Annotated in this window: 22 protein-coding genes; 11 read left to right on the top strand and 11 right to left on the bottom strand. The window is 63.3% G+C overall.

Going from position 1 to position 21,671, the window contains the following annotated elements:
- Positions 1–151 precede the first annotated feature (151 nt).
- Genes CKW39_RS12095 through gcvH form a run of 4 tightly spaced genes read right to left on the bottom strand, consistent with a single transcriptional unit; the run spans position 152 to position 2,302 of the window.
- Positions 152–667 carry a bifunctional nuclease family protein gene (locus tag CKW39_RS12095; protein ID WP_371514755.1) on the bottom strand — a complete coding sequence of 172 codons (516 nt, stop codon included), beginning with the start codon at positions 665–667 and terminating at the stop codon, positions 152–154.
- Entirely contained in the window at positions 668–1,432 is a 765-nt protein-coding gene (locus tag CKW39_RS12090; protein WP_095798371.1) for a MerR family transcriptional regulator, read from the bottom strand.
- 8 nt (positions 1,433–1,440) lie between these two features.
- Positions 1,441–1,884 carry an FHA domain-containing protein gene (locus CKW39_RS12085; RefSeq protein WP_095798370.1) on the bottom strand — a complete coding sequence of 148 codons (444 nt, stop codon included), beginning with the start codon at positions 1,882–1,884 and terminating at the stop codon, positions 1,441–1,443.
- 31 nt (positions 1,885–1,915) lie between these two features.
- The gene (gene gcvH, locus CKW39_RS12080) at positions 1,916–2,302 is read right to left on the bottom strand and encodes a glycine cleavage system protein GcvH (protein WP_095798369.1); all 387 of its coding nucleotides are present in this window, start codon (positions 2,300–2,302) and stop codon (positions 1,916–1,918) included.
- A 39-nt stretch (positions 2,303–2,341) separates the two neighbouring features.
- On the opposite strand from gcvH, the gene CKW39_RS12075 reads away from it, so the two are divergent.
- A complete protein-coding gene (locus tag CKW39_RS12075) occupies positions 2,342–3,703 on the top strand; it encodes a TrkH family potassium uptake protein (protein ID WP_371514754.1) in 1,362 nt (453 codons plus the stop codon).
- Positions 3,704–3,729: 26 nt separating this feature from the next.
- Complete coding sequence (locus CKW39_RS12070; protein ID WP_095798367.1) at positions 3,730–4,419, top strand: TrkA family potassium uptake protein; 690 nt, start codon at positions 3,730–3,732, stop codon at positions 4,417–4,419.
- A gap of 12 nt (positions 4,420–4,431) precedes the next feature.
- Here the strand turns inward: CKW39_RS12070 and CKW39_RS12065 are convergent, their stop codons facing one another.
- On the bottom strand, positions 4,432–5,475 hold the full coding sequence (locus CKW39_RS12065; protein ID WP_254049398.1) for a GTP-binding protein: 1,044 nt from the start codon (positions 5,473–5,475) through the stop codon (positions 4,432–4,434).
- 189 nt (positions 5,476–5,664) lie between these two features.
- On the opposite strand from CKW39_RS12065, the gene CKW39_RS12060 reads away from it, so the two are divergent.
- Positions 5,665–7,125: an anion permease gene (locus CKW39_RS12060; RefSeq protein WP_095798366.1), complete on the top strand. Its 1,461-nt coding sequence runs from the start codon at positions 5,665–5,667 to the stop codon at positions 7,123–7,125.
- A 55-nt stretch (positions 7,126–7,180) separates the two neighbouring features.
- On the opposite strand, the gene CKW39_RS12055 is transcribed toward CKW39_RS12060, so the two are convergent.
- Both CKW39_RS12055 and CKW39_RS12050 read right to left on the bottom strand, forming a co-directional pair.
- A complete protein-coding gene (locus tag CKW39_RS12055) occupies positions 7,181–8,266 on the bottom strand; it encodes an FAD-dependent oxidoreductase (protein ID WP_095798365.1) in 1,086 nt (361 codons plus the stop codon).
- Positions 8,263–9,294 carry an LLM class flavin-dependent oxidoreductase gene (locus CKW39_RS12050; protein ID WP_095798364.1) on the bottom strand — a complete coding sequence of 344 codons (1,032 nt, stop codon included), beginning with the start codon at positions 9,292–9,294 and terminating at the stop codon, positions 8,263–8,265. Before CKW39_RS12050 ends, CKW39_RS12055 begins: the two co-directional genes overlap by 4 nt.
- A gap of 89 nt (positions 9,295–9,383) precedes the next feature.
- Here CKW39_RS12050 and CKW39_RS15470 point away from each other — a divergent pair, with 89 nt between their 5' ends.
- From CKW39_RS15470 to CKW39_RS12020, 7 genes are all read left to right on the top strand, one after another.
- A complete protein-coding gene (locus tag CKW39_RS15470) occupies positions 9,384–9,536 on the top strand; it encodes a hypothetical protein (RefSeq protein WP_158222948.1) in 153 nt (50 codons plus the stop codon).
- 80 nt (positions 9,537–9,616) lie between these two features.
- On the top strand, positions 9,617–12,574 hold the full coding sequence (locus CKW39_RS12045; RefSeq protein ID WP_095798363.1) for a DUF4040 family protein: 2,958 nt from the start codon (positions 9,617–9,619) through the stop codon (positions 12,572–12,574).
- Positions 12,571–12,897 carry a cation:proton antiporter subunit C gene (locus tag CKW39_RS12040; RefSeq protein WP_095798362.1) on the top strand — a complete coding sequence of 109 codons (327 nt, stop codon included), beginning with the start codon at positions 12,571–12,573 and terminating at the stop codon, positions 12,895–12,897. The genes CKW39_RS12045 and CKW39_RS12040 overlap by 4 nt, the downstream gene beginning before the upstream one ends.
- A complete protein-coding gene (locus CKW39_RS12035) occupies positions 12,894–14,465 on the top strand; it encodes a monovalent cation/H+ antiporter subunit D family protein (RefSeq protein WP_095798361.1) in 1,572 nt (523 codons plus the stop codon). Before CKW39_RS12040 ends, CKW39_RS12035 begins: the two co-directional genes overlap by 4 nt.
- Positions 14,462–14,863 (top strand): Na+/H+ antiporter subunit E, encoded by a 402-nt coding sequence (locus tag CKW39_RS12030; RefSeq protein WP_031273280.1) that lies wholly within the window; start codon positions 14,462–14,464, stop codon positions 14,861–14,863. The genes CKW39_RS12035 and CKW39_RS12030 overlap by 4 nt, the downstream gene beginning before the upstream one ends.
- Positions 14,860–15,117: a monovalent cation/H+ antiporter complex subunit F gene (locus CKW39_RS12025; protein ID WP_095798360.1), complete on the top strand. Its 258-nt coding sequence runs from the start codon at positions 14,860–14,862 to the stop codon at positions 15,115–15,117. Before CKW39_RS12030 ends, CKW39_RS12025 begins: the two co-directional genes overlap by 4 nt.
- The gene (locus CKW39_RS12020; protein WP_095798359.1) at positions 15,117–15,506 is read left to right on the top strand and encodes a monovalent cation/H(+) antiporter subunit G; all 390 of its coding nucleotides are present in this window, start codon (positions 15,117–15,119) and stop codon (positions 15,504–15,506) included. Before CKW39_RS12025 ends, CKW39_RS12020 begins: the two co-directional genes overlap by 1 nt.
- A 259-nt stretch (positions 15,507–15,765) precedes the next feature.
- On the opposite strand, the gene CKW39_RS12015 is transcribed toward CKW39_RS12020, so the two are convergent.
- The 3 genes from CKW39_RS12015 to CKW39_RS12005 all read right to left on the bottom strand — a co-directional run bounded on the left by CKW39_RS12015 (position 15,766) and on the right by CKW39_RS12005 (position 18,033).
- On the bottom strand, positions 15,766–16,242 hold the full coding sequence (locus tag CKW39_RS12015) for a hypothetical protein (protein ID WP_095798358.1): 477 nt from the start codon (positions 16,240–16,242) through the stop codon (positions 15,766–15,768).
- A gap of 157 nt (positions 16,243–16,399) precedes the next feature.
- Positions 16,400–17,449, bottom strand: a complete 1,050-nt coding sequence (locus tag CKW39_RS12010; RefSeq protein WP_095798453.1) for an NAD(P)-dependent alcohol dehydrogenase — start codon at positions 17,447–17,449, stop codon at positions 16,400–16,402.
- A 92-nt stretch (positions 17,450–17,541) separates the two neighbouring features.
- Complete coding sequence (locus CKW39_RS12005; RefSeq protein WP_095798357.1) at positions 17,542–18,033, bottom strand: N-acetyltransferase; 492 nt, start codon at positions 18,031–18,033, stop codon at positions 17,542–17,544.
- A 734-nt stretch (positions 18,034–18,767) separates the two neighbouring features.
- Between CKW39_RS12005 and CKW39_RS12000 the strand changes: the two genes are divergently transcribed.
- Complete coding sequence (locus CKW39_RS12000; RefSeq protein WP_095798452.1) at positions 18,768–20,828, top strand: ABC transporter; 2,061 nt, start codon at positions 18,768–18,770, stop codon at positions 20,826–20,828.
- A gap of 56 nt (positions 20,829–20,884) precedes the next feature.
- Here CKW39_RS12000 and CKW39_RS11995 read toward each other — a convergent pair whose 3' ends face one another.
- Positions 20,885–21,559, bottom strand: a complete 675-nt coding sequence (locus CKW39_RS11995) for a TetR/AcrR family transcriptional regulator (RefSeq protein ID WP_095798356.1) — start codon at positions 21,557–21,559, stop codon at positions 20,885–20,887.
- Positions 21,560–21,671: the final 112 nt, after the last annotated feature.

Raw genomic sequence — 21,671 nt, 5'->3', positions numbered from 1 at the left:
TCCTCGGGATCGGCTGGGGTGGTTCATGGCGGAGCGACCAGATGGTGTTCTCGGTGCTGATTAGACGGTAGACCTCGGGGTGCGGCGGGTCAAAGACATCCGCGCGGGTCCTCAACGTGTCGCAGAGTCAGTCTGCTTGCTGACGCACTGGTCAGGTCTGGAAATCGTCCGGGTCCACGTGGTCCAGAAAGTCACGGAACTCACGCACCTGGGCGTCGGCTTCGGCCTGGTCCGGGGCGGTCTGTTCGCGCAGTTCTCCGTCCGCGCTGAGCACCAGTCCGGAATCGTCCAGGACGGACTGCGCACACACGATCTGGCACTTGGTCCGCACGGCCACCGCGAGCGCGTCCGAGGCTCGGGCATCCACCACGGTGCCCTGGTCGAATTCAATGGCGGCGTGGAACACGGTGTCCTCCACGGTGTGGATCACCACCCGGTTGATGTTTCGGCCGACCGCGTCCACCACGGAAATCAGTAGGTCATGGGTGAGCGGCCTGGGCGGCTTGATGCCCTGCATTGCGAAGACGATCGACGTCGCCTCGTTGGTACCCACCCAGATGGGCAGGTGTCGGGAACCATTGAGCTCGCGCAGGACTACCACCGGTTGTCCAGTGGGCACGTCCATGCGGACGCCAGCAACTTCCATGGGTACGTCCGGGGAGGCCACCTATCGCTCCTGTTCGAATGGACGGAGGGTGTCTTTGAGCTGGGAGTTCACGAGCGCCGTGGTCATGGTGAGGCACAGTGACGCGATCTCCCGTGCCCGTTGCGGGGCTTTCTCGCGGGACACCGGGTCACGACGGCTGATCAGCGGGGCGATGGTGCCCTCCACCAATCCGATCATGCGCTCCGAAGCACCTCGCAAGGCCCTCAGGTGCCGCGGTTCAATCCCATACGCGCTCAGTCGCTTGGCCGTAGCCGCCACTGTGAGCGAGTAGTCGTCGAAATATCCCGAGCGCTCCACGAGCCACCCGTTGTTCATCAGCTCGCGCAGCAGCGTGGTTTCGGCGCCTGTGCGCGCGGCCACTTCACGCAGGGTGTAGCGCCGCCCCGACATTCGGACCGCACTGGCCATTGCCTGCTGCGGATCTTGCGGTTCGTTGGCCGGAGCGGACGACGTCGCTCGCTCACTTTGGCGCGGCTCCTGCGGTTCCGCGTCCGCTCCCGGATCCTCCCCTCGATCCAACCGGTCACGAATGACCTTGAGCGGGAGGTACCGCTCCTGCTGCAGGCGCAGCACCGTAGCCAACCGTTCGATGTCTTCTTCCGAGTACTTGCGATACCCCGAGGGCGTGCGGTGCGGACGCACCAACCCTTGGTCCTCCAAAAAGCGGATCTTAGAGGCGGACAGGCCGGGGAACTCAGGCTGCAATTGCCGCAGAAGTACCCCGATACCCACCAGCGAGGTATGCGAGTGACCGGATTCAGGCATGAGGAGTGTCAGGAGTCCTTTTGTACGGAGTGGTAGAAGGTGAAGCGGAACTTGCCGATCTGGACTTCGTCCCCGTTCTCCAACTGCTTGGAGTCCACCCGGTCACCGTTGACGTACGTACCGTTGAGCGAAGACTGGTCAACCAGTTCGTACGAGTTGGAGCGCCGCAGGAAGCCGGCATGCCGGCGAGACACCGTGACGTCGTCCAGGAAAATGGAGCACGCCGGATGGCGTCCTGCAATTACTTCGTCCCGGTCCAACAGGAATCGCGAACCCGTGAGCCCGCCATTGGTTTCGAGCAGCAGCGCTGACCCCGGGGGCAACGCCGCGACAGCATTCTGCTCGCTCTCGGTCATCCTGTGCCGAGCGGCAGTGGAAAGTACATCCGCAACGATCTGAATGGATGTGGTTTCCGGACCCGAGTTAGGTACGGAGTTGTCCTGCTTTGACATAAGTATCTCTCCTGGGTGTGGAGTATGCGGGTCAGTCCAGCTGTTGCTGATACTGGTCAGCGTCCAAGAGGTCCTTGGTCGCCTCCGGAGAATCAGCACGGATCGTGAAGAGCCAGCCGTCCTCGTAGGGGGAAGCGTTCACAGCGCCGGGGTTGTCCTCGAGCTCGGGGTTGACCTCGGTGATCTCACCGGAAACCGGTGCGAACAGGTCACTCACGGACTTGGTGGATTCGATCTCGCCCACAACAGAGCCTGCGGATACTTCATCCCCAACCTGAGGCAAGTCAACAAAGACCACTTCACCCAGTTCGTCCTGGGCATGATCCGTGATGCCCACCCGGTAGGTGTTGTCGTCTTTGAGGTCTTTGACCCATTCGTGCTCCGAGGTGTACGCGAGTTCCGCGGGAATGTTACTCATGCCGCTCAGTTTAGGGCACGGAGGGTGTAACTTGTCTGCGTGCCTCGCACCTACTTGCGACAACGGCCGGAGATGACACCCTCCCGAACCGCTCGCTTCATTGTTTCGGCTTTCGCCATCGCCCTGGTGGTGGGAACCGGGTTGCTCATGATTCCGGTGGCGTCCACCGGCCCCGGCGGAACCGACCTGCTGACTGCTCTGTTCACCGCAACGTCCTCTTTATGCGTCACCGGTTTGATCACCGTGGACACGGCTACGTACTGGACCCCGTTCGGGCAGACCGTCATTCTGTGCCTCATTCAGGTGGGCGGCCTGGGCGTGATGACTCTGACCACCATGTTGGGTATCGTCCTGGCCCGAAAGTTCGGTCTCTCCATCAAGCTCCTGGCACGAGCGGAGACCAAGTCGTTCGGTTCCGGCCGCGTACGCCATGTGGTGTTGAGGATCGTTGCCACCACGGCCGTGATCGAGTTCGCCGCGGCCGTGTTGCTGTTTCTGAGATTCCTCCTACACTACCACTACTCCCCCGGTCAAGCCGTGGCCCACGCAGTGTTCCATTCCGTCTCCGCGTTCAACAACGCAGGGTTCGCGCTCTACACGCTCAACGTCATGGACTTCAACGAGGACCCGTTCATCTTGTTGCCCTTGGCCGGCTGCGTGATCCTGGGTGGGCTGGGGTTCCCCGTGCTCTATGAACTGCGCCATCATCTTCGGTTGCCGCGGATGTGGTCGATGAATACGCGTCTGGTCCTACTGGCCACGCCCGTTCTACTGGTTGGCGGCACCATATTCATCGCGGTCCTGGAGTGGTCCAATTCCGGCACTTTGGGTCCCCAGCCGGTGGGTTCCAAGATTCTCAATGCTTTCTTCCAATCCACCATTGCCCGCACCGCAGGGTTCAACAGCCTGGACATCGCCCAGATGCATCCGGTGTCCTGGCTCGGCATGGATGTGCTCATGTTCATCGGCGGTGGACCGGCAGGCACCGCGGGTGGCCTGAAGGTCACGACCTTCGGAGTGCTCTTCTTCATCGCATGGACCGAGATCCGCGGCGGTGCGGCCGTTCCCGTTCTGGGCAAGCAGCTCTCCCGATCCGTGCAGCGCGAGGCCATCACGCTGGTGGTGCTCGCCATGGGCGCCGTGATTGCCGGGACCATGTTGCTCATGCTCTCCGACATCGCGCTGGGACTGGACCGCGCACTGTTCGAGGTGGTCTCCGCGTTCGCCACGGTCGGCTTGTCGACTGGTATTACCGCTTCTTTGTCACCGTTCGCGCAGGTCGTCCTCATCTGTCTCATGTTCCTCGGTCGCTTGGGGCCGGTCACGGTAGCCACTGCCCTGGCCGTGGGGCGACAACCACGCGCCTACGAACTCCCCAAAGAGCGTCCGCTCATTGGCTAATGATGTCCCGATCAAAGGTTTGAGTCATGTTCGACAAATTTCGCTCGAGTACCTCTGCTAACCGCACCGACAACGCCGTAGTGGTGATTGGGCTCGGCCGCTTCGGAGGCTCGCTGGCCATGGAATTGATGTCCCGCGGCACCGATGTCATGGGGATCGACATCTCCGATTCCATCGTTCAGTCCTTCAACGGAAAACTCACCTCGGTCGTTCGCGCTGACGCGACCGATGAGGACGTGCTGCGGCAATTGGGCGTGGACGAATTCGAACGCTCAGTGGTGGGGATCGGATCGGACATTCAGGCGAGCATCCTGGTGACATCCCGGCTTTTGAAATTTCAATGCCCCGAGGTGTGGGCCAAGGCCATTACCGCCCCGCACGCGGAGATTCTCGAACAACTGGGCGTTCATCACGTGGTCAATCCCGAGCGGGACATGGGCGTGCGCACCGCACACCTTATTCAGGGCCACATTCTGGATTTCGTGCCCATCGACCAGGGGTTCGCAATGGTCCGCTGCACCGCCCCGGCATCCGTTCAGCAACGACCCATGGACCTCTTGGACGTCCGACGGCGCTACGGGGTCGCCATTGTCGCGGTCTGCCGACCGGGTGGCACGTGGGAGCCCACCGAGCCGGGCACCATGTTGTACGACGACGATCAGATCCTGGTCACCGGGCCGACCGATCAGGCCGAGCGGTTCTCCAGCATGGGGTGAGTCTTCGTTGCTTTAGGTGCGGAACCGCGTGAGGCGACGCAGCTGCGATGCGGTGGCGGGCGGCGTCGTCAGCGGGAGGCACACTGCGTTAAGTCTTGCCTGCAGATCTGCCCCGTCCAGCTCCAGGCCGATGGCCACGAGCGACGACGCGAGCGGTTCGTCCTTGCCGCGGCTCATCGAATCCACGGTGACGTATCCGGCGACCGAATGGACCACGAAACGGCGTGGGCCGGAACTCGTGACGATGTCGACGATCGCCTTGATCCGATAAACGGAGTCCGGCGGGTCCAGCGCGAACTCGGAGAGCGCCACGGGATCGACCGGACCATCGTGTTCCACGGTGACCGACTGATGGTGCACGTGATGGTGATGGGTGTGATCGTGCTCGGTCTTGGGCTCCCCCAGCGTTTCGCCCGGATTCCACAGGGCCAGTTGACCGAATTCAAGGTCGTCGGACTCGCTTGCGTCCACGAACAACGCGGGGTCGAAGACCCCGTGCGGGGCCTCGATGATCATGGCGTGGGGATTGGCCTGTTGGATTCTCGTTTCAAGGGCGGTTCTGACCTCCGGATCCGTCACCAAATCCGTCTTGGTCAACAGAACGACGGCGGCCGCTCGCACGTGCTGCTCCAAATCCCACCCGGCGGCTTCCGCCTGTGGGACGTGCGCGGCATCGACTACCTCGATCAGCCCGCCGAAGCGGATCTTCGGCACGCGCGAATCCATCACGAGGCGCAGCAGGGCTGGTGGCTCTGCGACGCCGGAACCCTCAATGACGATGGCATCCAGTCGGAGGTCCGGACGCGTCAACTTCTTGAAGGCATCATCCAGTTGCTCGGGGTCGGAGATACAGCACAGACACCCGCCCGCCACGGACACGGGTTCGTCCACCTGACCCGCGACCAGGGCTGCGTCAACGTTCACGTCACCGAAGTCGTTGATGATCACGCCAATGCGGGCACCACTCGCGGCGAGGAATCTATTGAGGACCGTTGTCTTCCCGGCGCCCAGGTATCCGGTGAGGATGAGAACGGGAATGCGCGCGGAGCCGGGCAATGGGACGGGACCTCCTGGTGAGACGGTGGGGTCGCCAGTGTAGCCGGTGGCTCAAACTCCGAATGTTGCGCGGTTGCGCAGGCAGATGAAAACCGCCACCGCGCTTCTTGATGGCGACACGCCCAACGGTGTGGTCAGACCAAGCGTAGAATTGCGGTATCCATCGTGTCGATGCGTTCGGAGCCAGCCATGGGAACTGCACGTGCCACCCGCCCAACAGGTCGTTCGACGGACACCGTCTCCATACTCTGGAAATTCGGCGTCATGCTGGTGGTGGGTGCGGTCATCTTCTTCATTCCCCCGCCCGAGGGGGTCGATCCGCGCGGCATGCACATGCTCGGGATCTTTGTGGCCACTATCATCGGGCTGATCCTGCAGCCGCTACCGACACCGTCGCTAACCCTCATCGGCCTGGCCGTGGCCATGGTGACCGGAACCATGAGTGTCCCGGACGGCGAAGCTCTCGCCGGTTTCGCCAACTCCACCGTGTTGCTCATTGTCGCGGCATTCTTCATCGCGGATGGATTTCTGCTCACGGGCTTGGGACGACGCGTGGCGCTCATGTTCGTATCGAGACTCGGTAAATCGCCCATGGGTATCGCCTATGGGATGGCCGCCACTGATCTAATCCTTGCACCGGCGACTCCCTCTAATACCGCTCGCGCGGGTGGTGTGGTCTATCCGATCATCCGGTCGATTGCCGAGGTGCAGAACTCCACACCCGAAACCGATGAGTCCCGCCGCAAGCTCGGCTCCTATCTGACGTTCACGGCGTCGCACGTCAATGTGGTCACCTCCGCCATGTTCGTCACCGCTATGGCGGGTAACCCGGTGGCTCAGCAGGCGGCCATCGACATGGGAATCGAAGTCACGTGGGGTAACTGGGCTCTGGCCGCCGTTGTCCCCGGCCTGTTGAGCCTCGCGGTCGTGCCGTGGGCGATGAGCAAGATTTACGGCCCGACCGTCAAGAAAACCCCCGAGGCTCCCGACATGGCCCGGCGCGAGCTCACCACCATGGGCAAGATCTCGCGCGGTGAGATCACCATGATCTTCACCTTCGTTCTACTTCTGGTGCTGTGGATTTTCGGCTCCAGCATCGGTATCGACGCCACCACGGCGGCCTTCGTGGGCATCGCCATCATGCTCCTCACCCGCGTTTTGACGTGGAAGGACATGGCGGCCAACGGATCCGCGTGGAACACCTTGATCTTCTTCGCCGTACTCGTCGGCATGGCCGGCCACCTCAACGACCTGGGCGTGATCGACTGGATCGGCTCCGTGGTCTCCGGAATGGTCGGCGGCATGCCCTGGGGTCTGGCCTTCGGCATCCTGGCGCTCGTCTACTTCTACGTGCACTACCTGTTTGCCTCCAACACCGCACAGATCGTGGCCATGTACGCCGTGTTCCTCGCGGCAGCGGTCGCGGCTGGAACCCCCCCGCTGTTCGGTGCCCTGGCCTTCGGTTTCATCGGCAACCTGTTCGGCACCCTGATGCACTACTCCTCCGGCCCGGCCGGCGTGATCTACGGTTCCGGCTACGTGAAGGTCCACGAGTGGGTACGCGTGGCCTTCATCATGTCCATCATCCTGATCCTGATCTGGACCGTGGTGGGCGGCGCATGGATGGCCCTTCTCGGTATGTGGAATTAGAACTGTCCACTGGTACACCAATTTTTAGGGGTATGTGCCTCCCGGAAAACGTTCGTCAGTGCACGAGTTCTCGTTGCTTCTCGGCCTCTAGGGCGCGGACGACGCCGCGCGCCGCCGTCCTGCCCGCACGCGTCGCTCCCAGCGTGGAGGCTGACGAGCCGTAGCCCACCAGGAACACACGTGGATCCGCATCCACGCGCACACCTTCCGTGCGGATACCACCTCCATGCTCGCGGAGATGCAGCGGTCCCAGGTGATCGATCGACGCACGGAAGCCGGTGGCCCACAACACCGCATCGGTGTGTACCTCTTGCCCCGAAGCCAGCAGTACTCCGTCCGGGGTCAGTGCGGTCATGGGGCCAGCCGACACCAAGATCCCCTGATCAATCCCCCGCTGGTACTGCGGAGTCAACGGCAGACCGGTTACTGACACCACGCTCTTGGGTGGCAACCCGGCGCTGGTTCGTTCGCGCACCCGCCGCTCCACATCACGACCCCATTCGGAGTCGAAGGAACGCGGCTCGAACACGGGTTCGCGGCGGGTTACCCACGTAGTCGTTGCCCCGGCCTCATTGAGTTGCAATAAGAACTGCACGGCCGACGTACCGCCACCGACAACCACCACGTGCTGTCCGGCAAATTCTGACGCGGACCAGAAATCCCGCGTATGCAGTTGCCGACCTCGGAACTCGGCACGACCCGGGTACCACGGCCAAAACGGCTTGTCCCACGTACCGGTTGCGTTGATGAGGTACCGCGTGCGGAAGGTGCCGGCATAAGTGTGAACGAGCAGAGCGGCGTCGTCGGCATCGCTGTCCGAATCCACGGAAGAAACCCGGGCCGGGCGGATGACCGGCAGTGAAAAGCGCGCCTCGTACTCCCCGTAGTACCGGGTGACCACGGACGATGCCGGTTCGGTCGGGTCCGGCGTGCCCAACGGGAGACCCGGCAGGTCATGGATCCCGTGGGCGGTGCCGAACGTGAGGGAGGGCCATCGGTGCCGCCACGCGCCGCCGGGACCGGGGTTGGCGTCGAGCACCACGAAGTCCTCGTGCGGACGCAACCCGGCCTTGACCAGGTGATAGGCAGCGGACAGACCCGCCTGCCCGGCACCGATGACCACAACCTCTAGCGTGCTCATTCGGACAGCATGTCTTTCACGAGCGGGGCAACCTTGGTGCCGTAGAGCTCGATGCTCTTCATGATGTTCTCGTGGGACAGCGGGCCGGTACTGACCTTGAGATCGAAGCGGGAGGCACCCAGGGACTTGATGCCCGCGGCGATCTTGCGCGCCACGGTCTCCGGGGAGCCCACGGCCATGGAGCCGTGCTTGACCTCGTTCTCGAAAGAATCACGGGTCGGAGCGGGCCAGCCACGCTCGGCACCGATGCGGCGAGTGGAAATCACGTAGGGCTTGAAGAACTCCTCCATGGCCTGCTCGTCGGTCTCGGCCACGTAGCCATAGGAGTGGTAACCCACGGGATTGTTCTCGGTGTGACCAAACTCGGCGAGCGCACGACGGTAAAGGTCGGCGAACGGGGCGAAGCCATCCACCGGGCCGCCGATGATCGCGAGCATAAGCGAGATGTCATGGTGCGCCGCACGCACCACCGACTGGGGACTGCCACCAACGGCGATCCACGACTTGAGCAGACCGTGCTCCACCGGAGGGTAGAGGGTTACATCGTTGAGGTTCTGGGTGTGCTTGCCGACCCACGAAACGGGCTGTTCAGCGCGCAGCTTGGCGAACAGAGCGAGCTTCTCCTCGAAGAGTTCCTCGTAGTCCTCCAATTCGTAGCCGAACAGCGGGAAGGACTCGGTGAAGGAACCGCGACCCAGGACGACCTCCGCGCGTCCGTGGGACAGCGCATCCAACGTGGCGAAGCGCTCGTACACGCGCACGGGATCGTCGGAGCTCAGGACGGTCACGGCCGAACCCAGGTGGATGTTCTCGGTGCGGGCGGCGATCGCGGCGAGCACCATTTCCGGTGAGGACACGGCGAAGTCGTCGCGGTGATGCTCCCCCAGGCCAATGAAGTTCAGTCCCACCTGATCGGCGAGCACGCCTTCCTCCACCACGTTGCGCACAACCTGCGCGTGCGACAGCGAGTTCTCCTGGGCGTCCCAGGTGACGTCTCCGAAAGTGTCAATGCCAAGTTCAACAGTCATGCCAAGGGAACACTGTGGACATGTCAAGTATTCCGGTGCGCGCTGACCCGCTCACCGGCGTGACCCACACGACTGTTACGATCAAGAGGATGTCTTCACAGCACCCTCACACCCCCGCGGCCTTCGAGCCGATCTTTTGGGTGCTCCCCATTTCTCTGGGGACCAACGGACAGGTTTCTTCGTGGGGCGCCAATCAGGCCGGTGCGCCGCCGTCATACTCGCTCGCGTCACCACTGGCCTGAGTTCGTCCGCCGCCTTGCGAGGACGACGCGAAACTTCTGGCCCGCCCACGCCCTGTTGATGCCCGGACCAAGGTGGTTTCTTGCTACTCACATGTTTGGTTATCGCGCTCCTCACCTGCTTCGCCTCGCCCCTGATCACTAAATTCCTGGGCCGCAATGCAGGCTGGGTTCTCGCGCTGCCGCTTCTCGGCGCGGCTGTACTTGCCGTGTCTTCCTTTGCCGACGCCGCTCGCTCCGGTTCCGCTGACTCCTCCGGTTCCCCGGTGGTCCAGCAATGGGTCCCGTGGATGCCCACGGTCGATGTTGGCCTGGGCTTGCGCATGGACGGCCTGGCCCTGGTGTTCACGCTGCTGGTGCTGGTCATCGGCGCGCTGATCATGGTCTATTCGACCCGCTATCTGGAGCCCGGCGGCAAGCACGGCACGTTCTACTTACTCATGACGGGCTTCGCCGCGGCCATGCTGGCTCTGGTGCTCGCCGATGATCTGATCGTGCTCTACGTCGCGTGGGAAGCCACCACGCTCTGTTCCTTCTTCCTGATCGCCCGGTCCGGAGCGGGGGCCCGCGAACCAGCAATCCGCACCCTGCTGGTCACGGTGGCCGGTGGTCTACTGCTGTTGGCCGCGGTGACCGTGATGATCATTGCGACGGGAACCACCCGGTTGAGCGAAATCCTGGTCGACCCCGTGTGGTCCTCCAACGGAGCACTGACCACCGCGGTGGCCGTGCTGACTGCCTTGGCCGCGTTCACCAAGTCCGCGCAGTTCCCGTTCCAGGCGTGGTTGCCAGACTCGATGGTTGCCATTACCCCGGTCTCCGCTTATCTGCACGCCGCAGCCATGGTGAAGGCCGGTATCTACCTGCTGTTGCGCTTCTCCCCCGTGTTCGCGGATGTCTCCGTGTGGAACGTCATGCTGGTGACCGCGGGCCTGATCACCGCGCTCTTCGGCGCAATCGCGGCCCTGCGCCGGTATGACCTCAAGGAACTGCTCGCCTACTCGACCATGAGTCAGCTGGGCCTGTTGGTCACGATGATCGGCATCGGTACCCCGGAGGCGCTGAAGGCCGCGGTCATCCACACGATTGCCCACGCCCTGTTCAAGTCCGCCTTGTTCATGTTCGTCGGGGTGATCGACCACAGCGCCCACACCCGGGACATGCGCGAGCTCGCTCACATGAAGCTGCGAATGCCCGTGACGGCCACGGCCATGGGGCTCGCCGCAGCCTCCATGGCTGGCGTTCCGTTGTTGCTCGGGTTCGTCAGCAAGGAAACAATGCTCAAGGCGTTCCTCGACGCACCGGGTCCCGCGTGGGTCCCGTGGGTCGTGACCGCTGCCGCCGCCGTGGCCTCCATCTTCACGTTCGCCTACTCGGCACGACTCGTGCTGGGCGCGTTCGGTGGCCGTGCGGACAAGAACTCCGAGGAATCCGAGGACGTGGTCCGCGAAGCTTCTCCCGCTTTCTGGGGTGCCCCGGTGCTGGGCGCCACGGCCGGACTGGTACTGGGCGTGACCCCGTTCCTGCTGGACAAACTCGTCACCGTGGGTGCAACGGCGTCCGCGGGAGAAGAAGTGGAAGCACACTTCGCCCTGTGGCACGGCCTGGTCCCCGAGTTATTCGTCTCCTTGACCGTCATCGCCATCGGAACCATGCTGGTGCTCGCCCGCCACCGGGTGCACCATGCGATGGCACCCTACGACTTCCCGATCTCCGGACTGGACGTCGTGGACACCGCGAGGGAGCAGACGATCCGTTTCGGCGGTGTCGTCGGCGGTTGGACCGGAAGTATTGCCCCGCGCAGGCACCTGAGTATCCCCGCCGTGGCGTTGATCGTGATCGCAGCTCTTGCCGCGCTGACCATCGACGATCTGCCCGCCGTGGTGGGAGAACCCAGCGACCCGCTCGACTGGGTGCTCGTCGTACTCATTGCGTGCGGCGTGGTCGCCATGATGCAGGCCAAGACCCTGATCGCCGCGATTGTAGTCACCGGTGTGGTGGGCTTCGGAATGACCGTATGGTTCCTGCAACTTGGTGCCACCGACGTGGCCATTACCCAGCTGCTCGTGGAGATCCTGACCGTGTGCGTCATGGTCCTGCTGCTGCGTCGACTGCCTACCACATTCGAGAAGACTCCGCCGCGCCAGCATGTGATTCCGCTGCTGGTTGCCGGTGGCGCCGGACTGGCCACCACCGTGGGTGTGTGGGCGCTGACCGGGCGACGAGAGATGTCCCCGGCGTCGGAGTACTTCCTGACCGAGGGATACAACGAGACCGGCGGAACCAACCTGGTCAACACGATCCTGGTCGACTTCCGTGCCCTGGATACGCTGGGTGAGCTCACGGTACTTGGCGTTGCCGGCATTACGATTGCCGCCCTGCTCCGAGCGCGCAAGCCCAGCCCGGAGAGGTCCGCCAACATTCAGGACCACTCCCCGCTGATCGACTCGCGGGACAACACCGTGTTCGTGCGCACCGCTGCCAAGCTGTTGGCGCCGATCATCGTCGCGGGGTCGCTGATCCTGTTGCTGCGCGGTCACTACGAACCCGGCGGCGGCTTTATTGCCGCGCTGGTGGGTGGCGCGGGCTTCGCCCTTGCTTACCTGTCCGCGCCCTCGGACCGCTCGGCCCGCGTGCAAATGCCGTACCTGCTGCTCATCGGACTGGGCGTGGCCGTGGGTGTGGGAACCGGCTTCCTGGGCTACCTCGACGGATCATTCCTGCGGCCGTTGCACCCGGAGATTTTCGGCTTCCAGGCCACCACCGCCGTCGTGTTCGACGTGGGCGTGTACCTGGCCGTGATCGGCGTGATCCTGGCGTCCTTTAACCTGCTGGGCCGGCCGCCCAAGCGCGGCGGCCAACCCCTGGTGGGAGGCTCCGATCCCGGCGCGCCCACGCATGAATCCGACGTTTCGGACGCCCCCACCGACCGTGAGATGCGCGCGGAGGGCGAGTCGGCGGCGTCGGGCTCGACCTCGAGCGAGCACTCCCGCGACCACGCCAACAACCCCGAGGAATCGGACGAGGTGAACGCACGATGACCGTTGCCATTACCGCCGGCCTGCTCGTCTTCGGGGCCGTGTATTTGATGATGAAGCGCGAAATGCTGCGCGTGATCCTGGGGTTCATCCTGCTGGGTCACGCGGGCAATATCGTGCTCATGGCTGCTGGCGGAACCTCCCGCCGTGACCTGCCGTACGGCTCCCCCGAGGACCTCTCAACCATTGCCGATCCGCTGCCCCAGGCGTTCGTGCTGACCGCGATCGTGATCGCCTTCTCCATCACAATCGTCATGTTGGTACTCGCGGTGACGGGCAACGGTGACGATGACACCGCCGCAACCGCCCAGGAGGTGCAAGAGTGAGCGCCGCACTCCTCCCCCTGTTCGTCGCGGTCCCGTTGATGATGGCCGCGCTGCTGGTCATCGTGGGCGACCGCCGCGTGATTCACACCGTGGGGCTGCTGGGCACCATGATTGCTGCGGTGGGTGCCGCCGTGGCGCTCGTGATCGAGTTCCGCTCCGGCGGTGCCATTGCCCACGGCATCAGCTCGTGGCCTTTCGGGATTGCCATCCCGTTCGTCGCCGACATGTTCACCGCCCTCATGCTGGTTGTGACCGGGCTGCTCACCATCGTGTGTTCGTGGTTCGCGATTGCGTCCGGGCGCGCGGCCAACGTTTACTTCGCCCCGCTCGTTCTGGTGCTGACCGCCGGTGTGAACGGTGCACTGCTGACCGCGGATCTGTTCAACCTGTTCGTGTTCATCGAGGTCATGCTCTTGCCCTCCTACGGGTTGTTCGTCCTGGCCGCCCGGCACAAGGGCACGTTGCAACAAGTGGCCGGCGCGCGCCTCTACGTGACGCTGAACCTGCTGACCTCCACCGTGTTCCTGATCGGCGTGGGCTTCATCTACGGCACCGCGGGCACCGTGAACCTGGCCGAACTCGCCGGGCTCGCGACCACGGATCCGACGGTGGCCATCTCCGGCGCAGTCTGCCTGTTCGCCCTCGCGATCAAGGCGTCGGTCGTTCCGGTGCACGGTTGGCTCGCAGCGGCCTACCCCGCGACTTCCCCGGCTATTACCGCCCTGTTCTCCGGTCTGCACACCAAGGTCGCGATCTACGGCATCTACCGCATCTACGCCGTCGTCTTCGACGGCGATTCCCGCTGGCTCTGGATCGGCGTGACGCTGTTCTGCTTGACCATGGTCATCGGCGTGCTGGGCGCGGTGGGCGAGAAAACCACCCGCTCCATCCTGGCGTTCCACATGATCAGCCAGATCGGGTACATCCTGCTGGGCGTCGCACTGTTCACGTTCGCCGGGCTCACCGCGGGCATCTTCTACCTGCTGCACCACATGATCGTGAAGGCCTCGCTGTTCCTGTCCACGGGCGCGGTCGAGGTTCGTTACGGCACGGGCGAGATCGGCAAGCTCTCGGGCATCGCCAAGCGGGAGCCGGTCATCGCGGTCGCGTTCTTCATCGCGGCCCTCTCGCTGGCAGGCCTCCCGCCGTTCTCGGGTTTCGTCGCGAAGTTCACGCTGATCCTGGCCTCGGTCGAGGCGGGGCAGATCGCAGCGGTCGTGGTCATGCTCCTGGTCAGCCTGGTCACGTTGCTCTCGATGCTCAAGATCTGGAACGGCGTGTTCTGGGGAGATTCCAAGGCCTCGAATTCCGACGACGACGCTCCCGCGGTTCCTGCTGCTCCCTCGCCTTCCGGTGGAGTCGCCACGAAACAGGCTCCAGTGTCGTCGGCGACCGCTGTGGCCGAGCGGCCGCGGATCGGTATGGCACTGGCCGGGCCGGCCGTGTTCACCGCGGCGATCACACTGGGCCTCGGCCTGGGTGCTGAACTCCTGCTGGGACTGTCCGCGGTAGCGGCCGAAGGATTACTCGACACCACGGCATACGTACAGGCGGTGATGGGTTCATGAGTTGGTTGACTTGGCCATTCAGATGTATCGGTTTCTTCCTGTGGTTCGCCAAGGAAATGGTGACCTCCAGCGCTGCAGTGCTGAAGGACAATCTGACGCCCGGGCAGAACTCCACTCCCGGTATCACCGCGTTCGACAGTCAGTGCCGCAACGATTACGAGATCACGCTGCTGGCAGCTCTCATCACGTTGACTCCGGGCACACTTACGCTGGGGCTCAACACGGACTCGAAGGTGTCGCAGGCAGATGTTGCCGGTTCATCGCCGGCAAAGACCGGACCGTTGACGATCTACGTGCACAGCCTGTATTCCGGTAGCGCGGATGCCACCCGCGAGGAACTGCGTGACATGGAAACCCGCATGCTCCGCGGGATTCGCAGGGAAGGAGCGCCCTCATGATCGGGGTGGATCTAGGAATCCTGATTATCGGCGTCGCGTGTCTGGCATCTGCCTACCGAATTCTGCGAGGGCCGACCCAAGCTGATCGCGCCGTTGCCGGTGACCTGTTGTTGTTCGGTTTCGTGGGGCTCATCGCGTTGTTCGGAATTCGAGCGGCCAATGAGTACACGTTCGACATCGTGCTGGTGGCCGCACTCGTCGGCTTCCTGAGCGCGCTGTCCTTGGCTCGAGCACTCACGAGGGGGAAGCGCTGATGGATCTTCTGACGATCATCGGAAACATCACCATCGTGATCGGTGCCCTGGTGTTCGCAACCGCCGCTCTCGGTGTGCTGCGCTTCCCGGACGCGTACATGCGCGTCTCGGCTGTTGGCACGGCGGGCGGTGTAGGCATCGTGCTAATCGTGGCCGGGGCCCTGGCACTGCAACCGTCAATTCCGAACGTGGTGAAGGTGGTGCTGATTCTGGTGGTGCACCTGGCGTCATCCGCTGTGGGCACCATGGCGATCGCTCGCGCCACCTACATCACCCGCACTCCCCTGGAGCACTTCGAGTTCGACGAACTGGCGGAGGCAACACCGGAACACGATGTAGAGGAAGAGGACCTCTCCACCGAACGCGGAGCTGCAGAACGCCGTTCTTGAACCGAGTACACGACATCCGGGAATGAGCAGCGGGCAGGACGGATGAGTTCACAACTGAACGTTCAGAGGGGCGGACATAGCCCGAAAAAACCGTGTACCAGTGGACCTCTATTCGCTCTGTGCTCCGCCCTGGGTGAGAAACCCGTTCGTAGGTTCACGGTTTTGAAAGAGTAAAGCCCGGGGTGCCTAATCGGCGACCCCGGGCTTGTCTCTAATCTTTAGGCCTGTCGAATTCAGGTCTCCGTAGCGACCATGTCGATTACGAGCGCTCGAGCTTCGAAGCCTGTTTCAACCGCAGTGCTTCCAACTCGTCCTCTTGCTCACGGGCGCGATCAAGCAGTTTCTGGAGCAATGACTTGTCCAGCCGGTCATCATTGACTTCCAAGAGAATGCGCCAGCCAAGTGACTTGGCGTGAACAGCAGCAGTCAGAGCCTCCAGTTCCTCGATATCGGACAACGGCGAGCGTTGGGTCACTCGCTCGTTCGGCTTGAACCGGGCGATCTTTTCCGCGAGACGTGCGGGGATGTCCTTCAACTGGTTGGGCTTCACATGGAATGCGGACATGATCGCTTCGAGCGACCGCTGGTCCTCGGCAACGTCATAGGCCATGCGCGTGACTTTCGCCCGCACCTCGCGGTCGCTGTGCCCCTCGGACACTCGCCGGAACGCATCCACACCAGCGGCCGACCCGGCGTGGTGGTCCTGCAAGTACGTCTCGATCGTTTTCGTGGTCATGAAGTAAGCCGCCTTTCGATTGTTTGTCACCACGCTACGGAACCAGCGCGTGAGGTGCCACCCCCCTTGGGAGGGTAAGAGCGGCGTCGTCGGCGGAAGTTTGGGCAGAAACAAGGCCCGCGATCGGTGGCGATCGCGGGCCTTGTTTCGCCAGCTATCAGGCGTGAGGGGCGACGACGGCGCGCGCGGACAGGGTGCCGTCACGCAGCTTTTCGTACGCCTCGAGTGCGTTGTCGAGCGTGTACTTCTCGACGGCGGGGACGATCTGGCCGGCGCGGTACATCGCGACCACCTCGTGGAGTTCCTCAATGGTGCCCCAGTAGGTGGAGGAGAAATTCACTTCATAAGGCACAGCGAAGAAGTTCCACGCAAACTCGCCACCGGCGATGCCCACGACGGTCAGTGAACCTCGCTGTGCAACGGTCGCGGCACCGAGTGCGATGGTGGGGCCGGCACCGACGAAGTCGAACACGGCGTCGACACCGCGGCCGCCGGTGAGTTCGCGGATCTTGGCGGCCTGGCCCTCGCCACCGGGGACGGTGACGGCGCCGAACTTCTCGGCCTCCGCCATGGCTTCGGGCTTCATGTCGGTTGCGATGACCGTGGCGCCAGTAAGTGCCTTGAGGATCTGCACGCCCACCAGGCCCAGGCCACCCAGGCCGATGACCAGAGCGGTGCTGCCGCCCTTGTCGAGGTACGGGAGGGCACGCTTGATGGCGTGGTAGGGGGTGAGGCCGGCGTCGGCGAGGGGTGCGGCGGCGACGGGATCGACGTCGTCACCGAGCGGGACCAAGTTGCGTGCCGGCGCGACCATGTATTCGGCCATGCCGCCGTCGCGGCCGATGCCGTTGGCCATGAAGCCGACTTCCTGCGGGTTCTCGCAGTACGTGTCCTGACCGCGCGTGCACGGCGGGCAGTGGCCGCAGCCAATGGGTCCGTAACAGAGGTAGGCGTCGCCCTTGGTGAATCCGGTGACACCAGGACCGACTTCCTCAACCCAACCGGAGTTCTCGTGACCGAGGATGAACGGTGGTTCCATGAGACCACCGTTGGGATCAGATTCGAAGTCGTTGAAGATCGCAACGTCAGAGTGGCAGGCACCCGCGCCGGCGATCTTCAGGAGCACCTCCCCCGGGCCCGGAGTGGGCTTCTCCACCTCTTTGAGAACGGGGAATTTCTTGAACGATTCGACGACAACTGCCTTCAACACTGCTCCCTTCGGTATAAGAACAATCTTATCGGGAGCGGGTTACGGCCCGGTAAATGAACACACCTTGTGCGCCGGTATGCCGCGGATTTTCAGCGCTGGGCAGGCCGCCACATGCCAATCGTCTCCACCGTGCCCCGACTTGGAATGCGACTGCGCTCCACGAACCCTAACTTCTCGTAGTACGACATGTTGGTCTCGGAAGAGGACTCGAGATAGGCGGGCGTCCCGGTGGCATCCGCGTCTGCCAACCGGTGCCGGATGAGCGCGGATCCAGCGCCGCGGCCACGGGCACGTTCCGTGGTGCCAATGGCCTTCAGGTACCAGTGGGGCACGAGCGGGCGGTGCTTGTCAGCGTTCTTATCGGTGATGGCAGCGTCCAGCATGCGTGAGCGGAAGATACTGAGGTAGGCGGGCAATTCTGGAGCCTGCGAAAAGAACCCCGGGTTCGTTCCCGGTGCTCCCCACTCGGAGACGCCCAGCAATTCACCGTTTGACGAGTCGATCGCCAGCCACACGTGCCCTCCGTACTTAAAGGTGTGCTTGAGCTGGACCTTAAAAATCTTGTACAGCTGGCTCGTCACGTCGCCGGAAGGCAATAGCCCGGTCGCGTAAGCATCCTTGGAAAAAGCATCCGCAAGAACCTTCGCGGCTCGGTCCAGGTCTGAGAGCGCAGCGGGTTGTACTTTGATGTCGGCTTTCGCCGTGTTCTGCTGGGGGGATGTGGTTGCTTCGGTTATTTAGCCCATAGCCCGTAGTTTAGTAGGGACACCTTAGTGTCACTTCTGCCCGGAGAGTTGGCCGAAGACACGAAACCCTAGGAGGACAGTTGGAATCGAGCGATGTAGTTCCCGGACATATCGCCGTACGCGGTGCCCGCGAACATAACCTGGATTCGCTCGATGTCGACATCCCCCGCGACACCGTGGTCGCGTTCACCGGAATCTCCGGATCGGGGAAATCCTCGCTCGCATTCGGCACGATCTACTCGCACTCCCGCCAGCGCTACCTCGAGTCGGTCTCGCCCTACGCGCGCAGGCTCATCGATCAGGGATCCGCTCCGCACGTCCGGCTCATCAGCGGGCTCCCACCGGCCGTGGCCCTGCGCCAGCAACATGCGGGCAGCACCCGCTCGTCGGTCGGCACCGTGTCCCGGATTTCAAACGTGCTGCGTATGCTGTTCTCGCGGTCGGGCACCTACCCGGAGGGCTACCGTCCCGCGGACCTCGCGGGCACCTTCCCTCGCGACGCCGCTCCCCTGGATTCCGACAGCTTCTCCCCCAATACCGCCGTGGGTGCCTGCCGAGTGTGCTCGGGCATGGGGCGTCTCTTGCTGGTCGACCAGAACAAACTCGTCGGAGACCCCTCGCTGAGCATTGACGACGGCGCGATCGTCGCCTGGCCGGGCGCCTTCGGTGGCAAGAACAATCGGCGCATCCTCAGTGTGCTCGGCGTCGACATCAACGTGCCGTTCGAATCGTTGCCCACCGATACTCGCGAGTGGGTCCTCACTACCGATGAGCAACCCACCGTTCGCATCGTCGATCGCTACAACGGCACCTACATGAGCCCCAAGCGGTGGGTCGAGCACACCTTCGCGGATTCGCCGTCGGCCCGGATGCGTGCGAAGGCCGCATCGTTCATGACCGACCAGCTCTGCCCCACCTGCCACGGCAAGCGCCTCAATCCTGAAGCTCTGGCGGTCACGATCGCAGGCAGGGATATCGCCGACGCCGCTCGCCTCCCCCTTGCCGATCTTTCCTCCTTCCTCGAAGACGCCCGCACCCACCCGGACACCGACGAGCTCTCCGTCGAACGCAACCAGGCCGCCCAAGCACTTATCGAGGTCCTTCAGGACCACATCGCGACCATGATTGATATTGGACTGGGCTACCTCGAAACCGCTCGCCCCACGTCGACGCTCTCCAGCGGTGAGCTCAAGCGACTGCACCTGGCTACCCAGTTGCGCAGCGGACTGTTCGGGGTCTTGTACGTGCTCGACGAGCCCTCAGCGGGGCTCCATCCCTCCGACCTCGAACTGCTCCTCGGCGCGCTGAAGCGGCTCAAGGACGACGGCAACACGGTCTTCGTCGTTGAGCACAATGCTCAAATCATCCGCACGGCCGACTGGATCGTGGATCTCGGTCCGGGTGCGGGCCGCTACGGCGGGCGGGTGCTCTACAACGGGCCCTCGGACGGTCTCGCCGATGTGGAAGAGTCCGCCACCGCACGTTACCTCGGGCCCTCGGCCCCGCAGCCACCGGGACCGAAAACCTCGCGCGAGCTCACCGATTGGATCGAGCTGCAAGGCGTCACGGGGCACAATCTCTCCGGGGCTGACATCCGGTTGCCACTCGGCGCGTTCACAGCGATCAGTGGCGTTTCCGGATCGGGCAAGACCACTGTCCTCACGGCACTCGCCGACGCCGCTCGCGCCCAGCTCAATTCCGCAGACGTCAAAGCTGATGAAGAGCGCAATCCTGATTCTGTCGAGATCGCCGAAGAACTTGTCAACGGCGCCCCCGTCTGGGACCTGGGCAGCGAGCAACTGGAGACCGCGTCCACGACTGGATTGGACGCCGTCGACCGCGTAATCGAGGTCGACCAACGTCCGATTGGGCGGACGTCCCGCTCGACCCTGGCCACCTACACCGGACTCTTCGACGGCGTCCGCAAGCTTTTCGCAGCGCAGCCCGGGGCCAAGGAACGTGGCTTCGGCGCGGGTCGCTTCTCCTTCAACCAACCAGAGGGTCGGTGCCCAACGTGCCTGGGCGATGGCGAGGTCAGCATCGAGTTGCTGTTCATGCCCACGGAGACCGCTCCGTGTCCGGATTGCCACGGCAAGCGGTACAACCCCGAGACCCTCGAAGTCACCTACCGCGATCATTCGATTGCGGATGTGCTCGCCATGACCGTAGACGAGGCAGCCGACTTCCTCAGTGACGTGCCCAAGGCGTCAGCAATCCTCACGCTGCTGCAGAATATCGGCCTGGGCTATGTCAGTTTGGGCCAGAGCGCGCCGACTCTGTCCGGTGGTGAAGCTCAGCGCATCAAACTCGTCTCGGAGCTGCACCGTTCATCGCGTGGCCACAGCCTCTATATCCTGGACGAACCCACGACCGGACTCCATCCCTCGGATGCCGATCTCCTGGTCGCTCAACTTCAATTGCTGGCAGATGCGGGCAACACCGTGGTCATCGCCGACCACGATCTGCGGACGCTCAGTGTCGTTGACTGGATCGTCGATATGGGCCCGGGTGCGGGTTCGGCCGGAGGATCCGTGGTTGCCACGGGAACTCCCGCCGACCTGGCGACTCGCGAGGACAGCCGCACGGGGGTTTACCTCGCGCGCCGTGCGCAGGTGTCTATCCGCAGCTGACGGATTCATGACCTTTCGGTGGAGCATGGTCGAGCTGAAACACCCATACCACCAGGTCAGTCCACGGACAGCGTTGCATCGAGGGCATCCAGTATGAGGTTCAGCCCGAAGTCGAACTCATCACTGAAACGGTAGCCAGGCTGCACGTAGTGCTCGGAAACCATTGCGGCCATGTGCGGGTACTGGTCGTCGGTAAACAACGTGGCGTCCGGTTCGGAGCCATCGGCGACGATGTGCTGGGCCTCGAACGGCAAGCTCGCCTCTTGCAGCGCGAACCCGTAGCTGAAGCTGTCGATCAAGGCGTAGGCGTGGGCGGTCATCTCGCGGGAAAACCCGGCCGAGCGCAGGGTGCCGAGAACGGCGTCGTGGTGGCGAAGTGTCGCGGGGCCTGGTCTAGGACGGGACTCCAGCAGGCCAATGGCCCAGCTATGCCGCCCGAGCACGGTGCGTACCGAGTGTGCACGGCGGCGCATCTCCGCGCGCCAGTCAGCGCCAACCCTGGGCAACACTATTTCGCTGAACACGTTATCGACAATCCCGTCGAGAATCGCTTCCTTGTTCGGGACGTAGTAGTAGACCGACATGGGTTTGACCCCAAGCTCTTGAGCGAGTGTGCGGATGGTCAATGCTCCGATGCCCCCCTGGTCGGCCACGGCAACCGCGGTCTGCAGCACCCGCGCCCGGCTCAATCGCGACCGGACGTGCTGACCCGTCCGCTTCACCTCAGTCATCGCTTTACACCCCTATGTCCCTTGGTGCCATTCCGCTTTCGTACTATGTATGGTAACGTCAACATACATAGTACGAAAGCGACGCGACAACTCTCGCAGCGCAACGCCATCT

The organism is Kocuria sp. WRN011, assembly GCF_002295155.1.
GTDB classification, from domain to species: Bacteria; Actinomycetota; Actinomycetes; order Actinomycetales; family Micrococcaceae; genus Kocuria; species Kocuria carniphila.
This window is presented reverse-complemented; position numbering and strand designations above follow the sequence as displayed.